Origin of the sequence: Pseudonocardia yunnanensis, assembly GCF_039534065.1 — a bacterium.
Taxonomy (GTDB): Bacteria; Actinomycetota; Actinomycetes; order Mycobacteriales; family Pseudonocardiaceae; genus Pseudonocardia; species Pseudonocardia yunnanensis.
In genome coordinates this window covers 362741-375156 of the sequence record NZ_BAAAUS010000006.1, presented here as the reverse complement: position 1 = coordinate 375156, position 12416 = coordinate 362741, and the positions used below count along the sequence as shown (strand labels likewise).

Below are 12416 nucleotides of genomic sequence, written 5' to 3'. Positions count from 1 at the left end.
GACACTCGGCGTCTGGCCTTTCACTCGCCCGACACCCCTGGGGAGCGGGGTGCGTCCTTCCTACCCGGTCACGCTCTGTGGCCAGAGGGTGGCTCGGTGGAGAGGCGACGGTACACGAGGTCGTGAACGGCGCGACCTTCGTGAACGGCGCGTTGCTCGAATTTCGTGACGGGTCGCCATTCCGGTCGTGGTGTCCATCCGTCGGGCTCCCCGGACGCGGTGTTCTCGAGGAGGGGCTCGCCGTCGCAGACCTCGCGCATCTGGACGGCGTAGTCGTCCCAGTCGGTGGCCATGTGGAGCGTGCCGCCCGGCTCGAGCCGCGAGGCCGCCAGAGCAGCGAAGTCCGGTTGCACGAGCCGCCGCTTGCGATGCCTGCGCTTCGGCCAGGGATCCGGGAAGAAGACCCGGATCGCGATCAGCGAGGCAGGTGGCACGCACTGGCGCAACAGCGCAACGGCGTCCCCGCGCAGCAGAGCGACGTTCGTCAGATCGGCCTCGGCGAGCCGCATCAGCAGCTGCGCGAGGCCGGGCTCGAACACCTCGACCGCCAGGTGGTCGACGTCGGGAGCGGCTGCAGCGAGTGCCGCCGTCGACTCCCCCATTCCGGACCCGATCTCCAGCACCAGCGGGGCGGTCCGGCCGAACCAGGCAGGTGGATCGAACGGCTCGGCCCCGCTCAGCAGATCCTCGACGTCCCGGCCGCGGGTCTGCCACCACCGCTCCCAGGCGTGCTGCTGACCTTCGGTGAGGCGGCTGCGGTGGTGGACGAAACTGTGGATCGGCGGGTGCTGCACCCCGGCGGTCCCGACCTCAGCCACCCGCGTTCGGGTGGGTGGCGGGCGCAACCGCTCCGTCGCCCTGCGCGGCGGGCAGCCGCACACCGTCGGTGGCACCGGGCAGCTTGCCCCGCATGTAGCCGGCACCGGTCCAGGCGAGCGCGGCGACGACGGCCGCGGCCGAGGTGATGTTCCGCTGCCGTAGCTCCCGCAACACGGCCCCGGGCAGCACCTTGGCGACGTAGCTGCGCTCGGTGGAGAGAGCGTCGTCGCTGCCCACGAGCTTGGAGACGGCCGCCTTGGACAGCCCCTCAGCCCAGCTGCGCCTGCGCAGGTAGGCCCACTCGACGCGGTCCTCGCTCACCCGGTGGTCGACGATCGCGCGCGGCTCGAAGACGATCCGGATCTTCTCGCCTGCCCGCTGGTAGGCCTGTCGGGCACGGATGCAGAGCTCGGTCTCCTCGCAGCCGAGCGGGTTCTTGCCGATCCGCCCGATGTCCTCCGCGAATCCCCCGACGCGCTCGAACACCTCCCGGCGGAACGACATGTTGCAGCCCATCAGGTTGCGCACCTCGGCCTGCTCGGTGGGCTGGCCGGTGTACGTGCAGCCGACGATCCAGTCGAGCTCGCCGGTCGCGTCGCCGTTCCACGGCTCGGCACCGGGCAGGACGGTCGGACGCGCAGTGCGGACGAAGGCCCGCCCAGCCGGCCAGCGTGGGTGGGCGACCCCGCCCACCGCGACGACCGTGGGATCGCTGTAGGGCGCGAGCAGCGCGGCGAGCCACCCCGGCCGGGCCGCGGCGTCGTCGTCGAGGAAGACGATCACGCTGCCGGTGGCCTCGGCGATCGCGGTGTTGCGGGCGCCGGACAGGCCCTGCTTGTGCGCGTTCGGCAGAACCCGCACCCCGCGAGGGGCGAAGGCCTGCTGAGCCCGCGACAGGAGCGCAGCGTTGTGGTCGACGATCACCACTGTCTCGACCGCGCTGATCTCCTGCGCGCTGATCTCCTGCGCAGCGACCGATTCGACAGCGGCGACGATGTCGTCCCAGCGTTTCTCGGTGTACACGCAGATCACGACGGATGCCGTGACGGCGGTCGTACTCACGGGGCGGTCTCCTTCACGAATGGTGACCGCTCGTGTCTAGCGGCGGTCGAACTTGCGTCGGTCGGCACGCCGGTGCTCGGCCAGCAGCGTACGCAACACCCGCGTGCCATCGGCCCACGTGCGGAGGTTGGTCTCGCCGAACATCCGCTGCCGCTCGATCGAGGGCACCTCGGTGATCTTCAGCCCGGCTGCGGCGATCCGGCAGTTGAGCACCGTCTCGATCTCGAAACCGTCGCCCCACAGCATTCCGTCCGGCGGCGGCGGAGCGTCCACCGGGGGGAGCTCGAGGACCGGCAGCAGGTCGGCCCAGAAGGCGTTGTAGCCGTAGCAGAGGTCGGTGTACGTGGTGCCGAAGAGCGCGTTCGCGACCCCGTTGAGCCCTGCGTTCCCGGTCTTACGCAGCAGGGTGATGTCGTCGCTGCCGCCGCCGGTGGTGAACCGGCTGCCCTTGGCGAAGTCGGCGCCCGCGACCAGGGCCGAGACGAAGGCAGGGATCTCGGCGGGATCGGCGGAGCCGTCGGCGTCGAACATCACGATGATGTCGCCGGTGGCCGCCCCGAACCCGCAGGCCATCGCGTTGCCCTTGCCCTTGCGGGTCTGGGTGATCGTGCGTACCGACGGCAGGACGCGCTTGGCGGCCTCGATGGAGCCGTCGGTGGAGTTGCCGTCGACGACGATGATCTCGTGGACCGCAGGGCGGACCGCGGCGATCACCGGCAGGATGATCTCCAGGTTGCGCGCCTCGTTGCGCGTCGGCACCACCACGGAGACGGACGGGAACCGCGAGCGGTTCGGTTGAGGACGAGGCCGGGGTCGGCGCAGCGCTCGCGGCCGACGAGCCGTCTCGTGGAGTGGCGTATGCGGCGCCGCCCCAGCGGGGACGGCTGGGCGGGCAGGTGAAACGGCGCTCACACAACCTCCAGACAAGTCCGCTCGATCCGGTTAACGAGACCGGGTCGAGTGGGTTGCGGGTGATCGGACACGAACCCCCCGGATGGGGGAACGTGATGAACTTGTGACCGGAACCTGGTAGTGGTACGGACCCCGTTACGCACGGTGTGCCTCCATCCTTTCTCGGCATGAGCACCGAAACCAGGGATCCCTACATCGCTCTGTCGAGGGAACTTGCCTGGTTGGGACGCAGGATCGATGCGATCGGCACGGAGCTGCTGCAGCTGCGCGCTGCTGCCGCTCCGGTCGGTTCCGGAGCGGCGCCGGCCGTGGAGGCGCCACAATCGTCACAATCAGGAGACGTGCGTTCGGTGGAGCAGGTTGCGTCGAATGTCGACCCTGTCACTCCTGCGATACCGGATTCGCCCTTCGACAGTGTCGTTCTGCCACCCCGCGAGACCGGTCCGGCCGCATCTACCGGCCCGTTCTCACAGCCGGTAGCACCGCCCCGGCCGCGATGGTCGATCTCCGGGGCGCGGCTGCTCGCGTGGGTCGGCAGCGGCGTCACCCTGCTCGGGATCGTCATGCTGCTCGTGCTGGCCGCGTCCCGCGGCTGGTTCTCACCGCCCGCGCGGGTCGCCGCGGGCGCGGTGCTCGGCGTGGCGCTGGTCGCCATCGCGCTGCGGCTGCACCGCCGCGAAAGCGCCCGAACGGGTGCCCTCGCGCTGGCGGCGACGGGCTTCGCGACTCTCTACCTGGTGGTCGCTGCGGCGACGGCGCTGTACGGCTACCTCCCGGACGTGCCGGCGCTGCTGGTCGAGCTGGTGGTGGCCGCCGCCGGACTCGGCCTTGCCGATCGGTGGCGGTCACAGCTGCTCGCCGTCGGGGTGGTCGTCGGGGCAGCCCTGCTGGCACCGGTGATCGTCAGGGACTGGCTGCTGGTGGCACTCGTGCTGGCCCTGCAGCTGACCGCGCTGCGGATCGTGGTGCGCAGGCAGTGGTCCGTGCTCATGCTCGTTGCAGCGGCCGGACCGGTGCTCTTCGGATCGGGGGTGGGCGCCCTGGTCGCCGTGAACGGGGAGGACGCCGCCACGGTCGCGGTCGTACTCGCCTGCCTTGCCGTCGGCCTCGGCACCGCGGTACCCGCCGCGCAGCGGCTCCCGCGCGAGCCGGTTGCCGGACTGGTCGCGGCCACGCCCGTCCCGGTGCTCGCCACGGGAGCCGCCCTCGGTGACTGGGGCGGTGCCGCTGTCGCCGCCGTGGCCGCGCTGGCCCTGGCCGGGTTCGCCGTGGTGCCCGGCCTGGACCGGCTGTTGCGGACGGTGGCGGTCACCGCGGCGACCGTCGCTCTCTTCCAGGCGACGCTGGTGGCGATGGAGGGGGCCGCTGCCACCACGGCGCTGCTCGGCCAGGCGGTGGTGGCAGCCGTGGTGGCGGCCGTGCTGCGCACGCGGACGCCACTGATCATCGCGATGGCCTACGGGACGGTCGGGGCGCTGATGGCGCTCGCGCAGGACGCTCCCCTCGTAGCGGTCGTGCGGTTCCCGGCATCCCCGTACGACGAGGCGGGCACGAGCTCTCTCCTCGTCGGTGCCGGGGTCTCGGCCCTCGTGCTGGTGCTCGCGGTGGCGCTGCTCGTGGCGGGCGGGAGGGTCGGCCTGATCCGGCCCGATCCGGAGTCGGCACCGATGTGGGTACCGATCGGGCTCGTCGGCCTGTACGGCGCGACGTCGCTGGTGGTCACCGTCGCGCTGCTGGCGTCGTACGACCGGGCCGGTTTCACCGCGGGCCACGCCGTCGTCACGGTGTCCTGGACGGTCGCCGCACTCGTGCTGCTGGCCCGCGGGATCAGCAGGTCGGCGCTGCGGATCACCGGACTCGTGCTGGTCGTCGCGGCGGTCGCGAAGCTGGTGCTGTTCGACCTCGTGGCGCTCGACGGGCTGGCCAGGGTGGCCGCCTTCCTCGGCGCGGGTCTCGTCCTGCTGGCGGCGGGCACCCGCTACGCAAGGCTCGTGGCGGAGGCCGAGACGAGGCCCGGCCGGCAACCGGAGCAGGGAGACGACCAGACGGTCGGGGACGTCCCGGCGGATCCACGCTGACGCCCGCCCGTTCGCGATCGCACACCGCTGGGCCCGTTCGGGCCCGCCGCGGGGGAGGCGCTGCGACCCTGGCGAAATGCCCGATCGGTACGTCGACGCCGTCCGAGCCCGCCGCGCCGAGCTGCGCGCAGAGCGCAGCCTGCTCACCGGCGACCACCGGGCCGAGCTGCGCAGCTGCCTCGCCCTGAGCCGGATCGCCGCATCCGCCCGGTCCGGAGAGGCGTTCGCCTGCCTCGCACGGGAGGCAGCCGATCACGTCGAGGCCGCCGACCGCACCGCGAGGCAACGGCTCCCCGCGCTCCTCGCCGCGGCCGTCCACACGCTCGCGGTGGAGGTCCACGACGGTTGGGCGAGCGCTCTGCGTCCGGCGCTGCGCCGGATCGCGGCGGAGCGCGAACTCTCGGTGGATCTGCACTGGCCCCGGCTGCCGGCACCGCTGCTCCCGGTCGTGCCGACGGTGGCCCCGATCCCGGCTGTCCGTCCCAGGTCGCTGCTCGCGGGCGCGGCCGCCGGGGCGGCGGTCTGGCGGCTCGCGCTGTTTCCGCTGGCCGTGCTCCCGCTGCTCGGGTTGCCCGCACTGGCCGGGCCGGCGCTGGCCCCGGTCGCGATCGCCGCGGGAGTGGCGGCCCTGGTGGCCACGGCTCGGGCCCGGCGCACGGCCATCGAACGTGCCCGGCTGCGCCGCCACATCGATCAGTCGCTCGCCACGGCGGCCCTTGCGGTCGACGCCGACCTCGGACGGCGGCTCGTCGAGCTCGAGCGTGCCGTGGTCCCGGTTCTCGACGCCGCGGTGCTCCGGCGCCGCGCAGCGGTCGACGCCGAGCTGGCCCTGCTGGCTCCTGCGCCCGCCGAGGGGGCGTCTCGTGGCTGAGAACCTGATGCCCCGGCCCCGTCATCCCGCGCTCGTGCCCGACGACGACCCTGTCGACGCTGGCGCCGGCCCCGCTCTCTCCACCAGCCGTTTCGACGTCTCCCACGGGATCGACACCGACGGCGACAGCCGCGCCGACACGGTGGCCACCAGCGACGGTGTCGATCTCGTCCTGCTCACCGATCTCGACGGCGACGGTTTCGCCGACCGGATCCTGCGGATCGGACCGGACGCCGTGGTGCGGGAGCAGGCACCGGGCCCGGCGTCGGGGGCGGCCTCCGCGGTCGCCGACGGTCTGCGCAACGGAGCCGAGGTGGGGTACGAACCGTGAGGTCGATACGGCGGGCTTCACCGAGGGGCAAGTAGGTTTCCGACATGCCCGTTGATCGCATCGACCCGGAGTTCCGGGCCCTGCCGCTGGCTGCTCTGGCCGACGCCGCGCTGAGCAGAGGGCGTGAGCTGGGTGCGCAGCACACCGACCTGCGGGTCGAGCGGATCGTGTCGCAGTCGATCGACCTGCGCGACGGCACGGTCACCGGCGTCGTCGACAGCACCACCGTGGGGCTCGCGGTGCGCGTCATCGTCGACGGGGTGTGGGGCTTCGCGTCCCACGTCGAGCTCACGCCGGAGCGGGCCGCCGCCACTGCCGAACGCGCGGTGGCCGTGGCACGCACGCTCGCCCCGGTGGCGATCGAGAGGGTCGAGCGGGCCGACGAGCCGGCCTACCCCGACGCCGTCTGGGTGTCGGACTACGGCGTCGACCCGTTCACCGTGCCCACGCGGGAGAAAATGGAGCTACTCACCGAGTGGTCGCAGCGGTTGCTCGCCTCCGACGGCGTCGACCACGTGCAGGCCGCGGTCGCACAGGTGCGGGAGAACAAGTTCTACGCCGACACCGCGGGCACCACGACCATCCAGCAGCGGGTCCGGATCGGCCCGTCGGTCACGGCCACCGCCGTGGACCGCGCGGCGGGTGGCTTCGAGACGATGAGCGCCCTCGCACCCCCGGCCGGCCGGGGCTGGGAGTACCTCACCGGCGACGGCTGGGACTGGGACGGTGAGATCGGTCGGATCCCCGAGCTGCTCGCGGAGAAGACCAAGGCGCCGTCGGTACAGGCCGGCGCCTACGACCTCGTGATCGACCCGACGAACCTGTGGCTCACGATCCACGAGTCCGTCGGGCACGCCACGGAGTACGACAGGGCGATCGGCTACGAGGCCGCCTACGCCGGCACCAGCTTCGCCACCCCCGACCAGCTCGGAAGCCTCCGCTACGGCTCCGAGCACATGCACGTCACCGGCGACCGCACCGTGCCGCACGGCTTGGCCACGATCGGCTTCGACGACGACGGGGTCGCCACCGGCGAGTGGGATCTCGTGCGCGACGGCGTCCTCGTCGGCTACCAGCTCGACCGGACGTTCGCGCCCCGGCTGGGGCTCGCCCGATCGAACGGCTGTGCCTTCGCCGACTCCCCGCACCACGTGCCGATCCAGCGCATGGCCAATGTGTCGCTGCGCCCCGACCCGGCCCGCGACACCACCACCGACGAGCTGATCGCCGGCGTCGACCGCGGTATCTACGTCGTCGGCGACAAGTCCTGGTCGATCGACATGCAGCGGTACAACTTCCAGTTCACCGGCCAGCGCTTCTACCGGATCGAGGGCGGGAAGCTCGCGGGCCAGCTGCGCGACGTGGCCTACCAGGCCACCACCACCGACTTCTGGGGTTCGCTCGATGCGGTTGGCGGCCCTTCCACATGGCTGCTGCACGGCGCGATGAACTGCGGCAAGGCCCAGCCCGGTCAGATAGCGGCGGTCAGTCACGGCTGCCCGTCGGCGCGGTTCCGTGGCGTCACCGTGCTCAACACCCAGGAGGAGGGCCAGTGATCCCGACGAGGCCGAGCGGCGTCACGGCATCGGTGCTCGCGCCGCAGGAGGTCGTGGAACGGGCGCTGGCCGCAGGCGCACATCTACCCGGCTGCGCCGTGCTGGTGCAGGAGACGAGCGAGGCGGTGCTGCGCTGGGCCAACTCCACGATGACCACCAACGGGCACACCACGTCGGGCCAGGTCACGGTGATCGCGTTCGTCGCGGTCGAGGGCGGCACGGCGGCCGGTGTCGTCAGCTCCAGCGCCGCCGTCACCGATGCCGCCCAGCTCGAGGAGCTGGTGCGCGGGGCGGAGGCCGCGGCCCGCGACGCCGGAGCGGCGCGCGACGCCATGCCCCTCGTCGAACCGAACAGCCACGATCCGGCCTGGGACGAGCCCGCCGCCGAGACGTCGATCGGGGTGTTCGGGTCGTTCGTCGAGGGTCTGTCGGAGGTCCTGGCGGGGCCGCTGCGCCAATACGGCTTCGCCAGCCACGAGCTGACCACGATCTGGCTCGGCACCTCCACCGGAGTACGTCGGCGCTGGGTGCAGCCCACCGGGTCGGTCGAGCTCAACGCGAAGACGCCGGACCTCACGGGGTCGGCCTGGACGGGTGCTTCCACAGCCGACTTCACCGACGTCGACGTGGTGGATCTCGCCGCCGCGGCGGCCCGCAGGCTGGAGTGGGGGAAGCGGCGCGTCACGCTGACGGCGGGTCGGTACGAGACGCTGCTGCCGCCGTCGGCGGTCTCCGACCTGATGATCTACCTCGCGTGGTCGATGGAGGGGCGCCCCGCGCAGGAGGGCCGCAGCGCCCTCGCCGGGCCGGACGGACCCCGGGTCGGTGAACGGTTGACCGACCTGCCGCTCACCCTGTTCAGCGACCCGGTGTCGCCAGGGCTGGAGTACGAGCCGTTCCTGACCGCCACCCGCTCCGGTGAGGGGATCAGCGTCTTCGACAACGGCGCTCCCACCCGGCGGGTGGACTGGGTCGACCGGGGTGCGATCCGCGAACTGAGCTACTCGCGCGCCGAGGCCGCCGAGTTCGGCACGACGTTCACCCCGGCCGGGGGCAACCTCCTGCTCCACGGCGGCTCGGAGGCATCGATCACGGACATGGTCGGGCGCACCGGGCGGGGCCTGCTGCTCACCTGCCTCTGGTACATCCGCGAGGTCGACCCCACCACGCTGCTGCTCACCGGCCTCACCCGCGACGGCGTCTACCTGGTGGAGGACGGCGAGGTGGTGGGCGAGGTGGACCACAACTTCCGGTTCAACTACTCGCCGCTCGACGTGCTGCGCCGCACGTCCGAGGTCGGGGCCACAGAGCGCACGCTGCCCCGGGAGTGGAAGGACTGGTTCACCCGTGCGGCGATGCCGCCGGTACGGGTTCCCGAGTTCAACATGTCCTCTGTTTCGCTGGGCCGGTGAGGGTGTCATCTGACCTCGACGGGCGACCGGAGGACGCTCCACGGGGTGGCCCCTCGAACCTCCGGGTGCTGGATGCCGTTGACTCAGAGGTGCGCCGAGGTCGTCGCTTTGTCATTGCTGCAAGGGGGGCCTACGGATGTCTTTCGAGGTGGTGAGCGTGTACACGCTGCTCGTCGGGGATGCTGGAGGCCCTCCGACGGTCAGCGTGCACACCACGGCCGACGACGCTTGGCGGGCGCTGGACGCGGAGGTGCGCAGGCGGTGCCGGATGCGCCCGCGGCCGCGGCGCAGGATGGACGCCGATGCAGCCACCCGGCTCGCCGACGCCTGGCGGGCCGGTGAGCCCGATTCACGGTTTTGGAACGTGGCCGTGCACCGGTTGCCGGTCCCGTTGCCCGAGATCGCGCGCTCGGCGGTTCCCGCATCGCGGTGACGCACCGGCAGGATGAGGCCCCGCGGCCTCAGGAGTGCCTGGAGGGGCGGTGGCTGCGCCCGGTGGTCACCGAGCTCCCGCCGGCCTGATCACCGAGCCGGCTCCCGAGCGGTAGCCCTGGTCAGCCGTTGCCGGCGGCGAGGAAGCGGCGCATCCGCTCCAGCAGATCCTCCACGCCCAGCCCGCTCGGTAACGGGGTGCCGGTGAGCGTGCGCAGGTAGAGCCCGTCGCCCACGAGCTGGGCCAGCCATGCGAGCAACGGGTCGTCGAGCTCGTCGCGCAGCGCCGCGTAGGCGTCGGCATCCACCGCGGCCAACGTGTCGCGGGCGGCCTGGCCGGAGACGGTGTTGTCGGCGAGCCGCAGCACGGCGAGGTAGGTGCGTGTCATGCCGCCCTGCACGCCGCCGCCAGGCGCGGACGTGCGCACGTAGTACGCGACAGCACCGTCGGGGGCGGTGCGGATGGCCTGCGCGTCGGCCGCGCTGCGCTCCCGGAGCCGGTCGAGGAGCCCGCCGGCGAGCGCGTCCTTCGACGCGAAGTGGTAGAGCAACCCGCCCTTGGACACCGAGGCCGCCGCGGCCACGGCGTCGAGCGTGACGGCCGCGGCGCCGTGCTCGATCAGCAACGTCTCGTACGCGTCCAGCACACGATCGCGGGCGCTCGCCATCGACCGAGTGTAGAAGGCGGGGTGGTCTTGGCCACGTCGCCCACGGCAAGGGAACAACCAGGGGAACTGTACCGTCTAGACGGTATATTAACGCGTAGCCCCCCGATCATCGCGCCCCACTGACGGGCCCTTCCCCCGAGGACCACGTGACTGTTCTTGCCCCTGCCCGCCTCCCGCTCGCCCCGACCCGTGCAGGTCGCCGCGCGTGGGTCGGCCTGGCCGTCCTGCTCCTGCCCACCCTGCTGGTGTCCCTCGACAACACGGTGCTGGGCTTCGCCCTGCCCGCGATCAGCGCTGCGCTGACCCCGTCGGCGTCGCAGCTGCTGTGGGTCGTCGACATCTATCCCTTGGTGCTAGCGGGTCTGCTCGTCACGATGGGCACGCTCGGCGACCGGATCGGGCACCGCCGGATGCTCATGCTCGGCGTCGCGGGGTTCGGCAGCGTCTCCGTGGTGGCTGCGTTCGCACCCGACGCCATGTATCTCGTCGGAGCCCGCGCTCTGCTCGGGTTCTTCGGCGCCATGCTGATGCCGGCCTCGCTCGCCCTGCTCCGCGAGCTGTTCACCGACCGGGCGGAGCGGCGGCTGGCCGTCGCGATCTGGGCCACCGGTTTCGCAGCAGGCGCGGCACTCGGCCCGATCCTGGGCGGGTTGCTGCTCCAGCACTTCTGGTGGGGCGCGGTGTTCCTCGTGAACGTGCCGCCGATGATGCTGTTGCTCGGGCTCGCCGCCCTGATGCTGCCCGAGTCCAGGGCGCAGGCCCCCGGACGGCTCGACCTGCTGGGCGTGCTGCTGTCGCTGCTGACCATGGTGCCGGGCGTGCTGGCGATCACGCTCCTCACCGAGGAGGGCTTCAGCGCGACGATGCTGCTCTTCCTGGCGGTCGGCGTGGGGTCGGGGATCCTGTTCGTGCGGCGGGCCCGCGCGCGGCTCGCGGCGGGCGAGGAGCCGCTGCTCGACGTCTCGCTGTTCGCGTCGCCCGTGCTGCGGGCGTCCGCCCTGGCCAACGCGACCACGATGTTCGCCCTGACCGGCCTGCTCTTCTTCGCCGCCCAGTTCCTGCTGCTCGTGCGCGGACTCTCGCCGATCGACGCAGGGCTGGTGCTGCTGCCAGGGTTCCTCGTGACGATCATCGCGGGGCTGTTGGCCGCGCGACTCGGCCGCGTCTTCCCGCTGCGAGTGCTCGTGCCGACCGGGCTCGGGCTCGCCGCGATCGGGTTCCTCCTGTGCACCCTCCTCGGCGGCCCCACGTCGGTCGGCCTGCTGGTCGTGGCGTCCGTGCTGATCGGAGGCGGGATCGGACTCTCGGAGACGATCACCAACGACGCGATCCTCTCGGCGGCCCCTCCCGAGCGCGCAGGCTCGGCGTCCGCGGTGTCGGAGACGGCCTACGAGATCGGGGCCGTGCTCGGCACCGCCGTGCTCGGTGGCGTGCTCACGGCCGTGTACCGCGCGGTCGTGCAGGTGCCCTTCGGCGCCTCACCGGCCGACGCGCACGCGGCGGGGGAGACCCTCGGCGGTGCAGTGGCCACGGCGGCGAGGCTCCCCGGCGCCGAAGGCATTGCGTTGCTGGCATCGGCACGTGCGGCGTTCGTGACCGCGATCGACGTCACGGCGCTGGTCGGGGCCGGCACGCTCGTGGCGGTGGCGCTGGTCGTGCTTCTCGGCCTGCGCAACCGGATGCGCTGAGGGCCGGCTGCCCGCGTGTCACTGACTCGGCGTTGCGGGGGGCGCAGGCGGGGCCTGTGCAGCGGCGCCCTGTGCCGGGGCGGAGCCCATGCTCCGCTCGGCCAGCCGCTCCTGGACGTGCTCGGAGATCTGGTCGGCCCGCCGCCGCTCCCGGACGCGGATGAGGACCAGCATGGAGACGCCGTACGCGATGCCGAGGACCAGCAGCACCACGCCGAGCCGCGCGACCAGCGTCTGGAAGGGGTCGTCGTTACCGACGATGTTCACGACGGAGATGATCGCCAGCACACCGAGCGTGATGAGGTGGAACAGCACCGAGAGCAGCAGGTTGACCGAGCGCGTGACCTTCTCGTCCTGGAAGACCTCTTGCAGGAACGGCTCCCCGGCCGTCACCAGGAGCCGCCCGACGCCGAACGTCAGAGCGATCGACACTACGAGCAGGGTGATGTACATGCCGGTGTCGGTCATCGGGTCCTCCCCCTCGGACGGTGACCGGAACCTTACGCGGAGTACGCAGGCCCGACCACCGGAAGCGTGCCACGAACATGGAGTGCCCAGAGGCCGTTCAGGTGATGCGGAGCACTGGG

12 protein-coding genes are annotated in these 12416 nt (G+C 72.2%); 7 read left to right on the top strand and 5 right to left on the bottom strand.

Annotated features, from left to right (window positions below; all coding sequences use genetic code 11):
• Positions 1–68: 68 nt before the first annotated feature.
• From trmB to ABD743_RS07975, 3 genes are read right to left on the bottom strand one after another with little or no spacing between them, the layout of a single operon-like run.
• Positions 69–818, bottom strand: coding sequence for a tRNA (guanosine(46)-N7)-methyltransferase TrmB (gene trmB / locus ABD743_RS07985; protein ID WP_379659008.1), 750 nt, complete (start codon positions 816–818; stop codon positions 69–71).
• Positions 811–1881 carry a glycosyltransferase family 2 protein gene (locus ABD743_RS07980; RefSeq protein WP_344720303.1) on the bottom strand — a complete coding sequence of 357 codons (1071 nt, stop codon included), beginning with the start codon at positions 1879–1881 and terminating at the stop codon, positions 811–813. Before ABD743_RS07980 ends, trmB begins: the two co-directional genes overlap by 8 nt.
• A gap of 36 nt (positions 1882–1917) precedes the next feature.
• Positions 1918–2646, bottom strand: coding sequence for a glycosyltransferase family 2 protein (locus tag ABD743_RS07975; RefSeq protein ID WP_344720301.1), 729 nt, complete (start codon positions 2644–2646; stop codon positions 1918–1920).
• 314 nt (positions 2647–2960) lie between these two features.
• Here ABD743_RS07975 and ABD743_RS07970 point away from each other — a divergent pair, with 314 nt between their 5' ends.
• The 6 genes from ABD743_RS07970 (at position 2961) to ABD743_RS07945 (ending at position 9474) form a co-directional block, all read left to right on the top strand.
• Positions 2961–4871 carry a DUF2339 domain-containing protein gene (locus ABD743_RS07970; protein WP_344720299.1) on the top strand — a complete coding sequence of 637 codons (1911 nt, stop codon included), beginning with the start codon at positions 2961–2963 and terminating at the stop codon, positions 4869–4871.
• Positions 4872–4947: 76 nt separating this feature from the next.
• Entirely contained in the window at positions 4948–5742 is a 795-nt protein-coding gene (locus ABD743_RS07965) for a hypothetical protein (protein ID WP_344720298.1), read from the top strand.
• The gene (locus ABD743_RS07960; RefSeq protein WP_344720296.1) at positions 5735–6073 is read left to right on the top strand and encodes a hypothetical protein; all 339 of its coding nucleotides are present in this window, start codon (positions 5735–5737) and stop codon (positions 6071–6073) included. The genes ABD743_RS07965 and ABD743_RS07960 overlap by 8 nt, the downstream gene beginning before the upstream one ends.
• A gap of 44 nt (positions 6074–6117) precedes the next feature.
• Positions 6118–7629: a TldD/PmbA family protein gene (locus ABD743_RS07955; RefSeq protein WP_344720295.1), complete on the top strand. Its 1512-nt coding sequence runs from the start codon at positions 6118–6120 to the stop codon at positions 7627–7629.
• Positions 7626–9041 carry a metallopeptidase TldD-related protein gene (locus tag ABD743_RS07950; RefSeq protein WP_344720293.1) on the top strand — a complete coding sequence of 472 codons (1416 nt, stop codon included), beginning with the start codon at positions 7626–7628 and terminating at the stop codon, positions 9039–9041. The genes ABD743_RS07955 and ABD743_RS07950 overlap by 4 nt, the downstream gene beginning before the upstream one ends.
• A gap of 136 nt (positions 9042–9177) precedes the next feature.
• On the top strand, positions 9178–9474 hold the full coding sequence (locus tag ABD743_RS07945; protein WP_344720291.1) for a hypothetical protein: 297 nt from the start codon (positions 9178–9180) through the stop codon (positions 9472–9474).
• Between the two features lie 121 nt (positions 9475–9595).
• On the opposite strand, the gene ABD743_RS07940 is transcribed toward ABD743_RS07945, so the two are convergent.
• The gene (locus ABD743_RS07940; RefSeq protein ID WP_344720290.1) at positions 9596–10141 is read right to left on the bottom strand and encodes a TetR/AcrR family transcriptional regulator; all 546 of its coding nucleotides are present in this window, start codon (positions 10139–10141) and stop codon (positions 9596–9598) included.
• A gap of 146 nt (positions 10142–10287) precedes the next feature.
• Between ABD743_RS07940 and ABD743_RS07935 the strand changes: the two genes are divergently transcribed.
• Entirely contained in the window at positions 10288–11829 is a 1542-nt protein-coding gene (locus tag ABD743_RS07935; RefSeq protein WP_344720288.1) for an MFS transporter, read from the top strand.
• Positions 11830–11847: 18 nt separating this feature from the next.
• Here ABD743_RS07935 and ABD743_RS07930 read toward each other — a convergent pair whose 3' ends face one another.
• Complete coding sequence (locus tag ABD743_RS07930) at positions 11848–12297, bottom strand: hypothetical protein (RefSeq protein WP_344720286.1); 450 nt, start codon at positions 12295–12297, stop codon at positions 11848–11850.
• Positions 12298–12416: the final 119 nt, after the last annotated feature.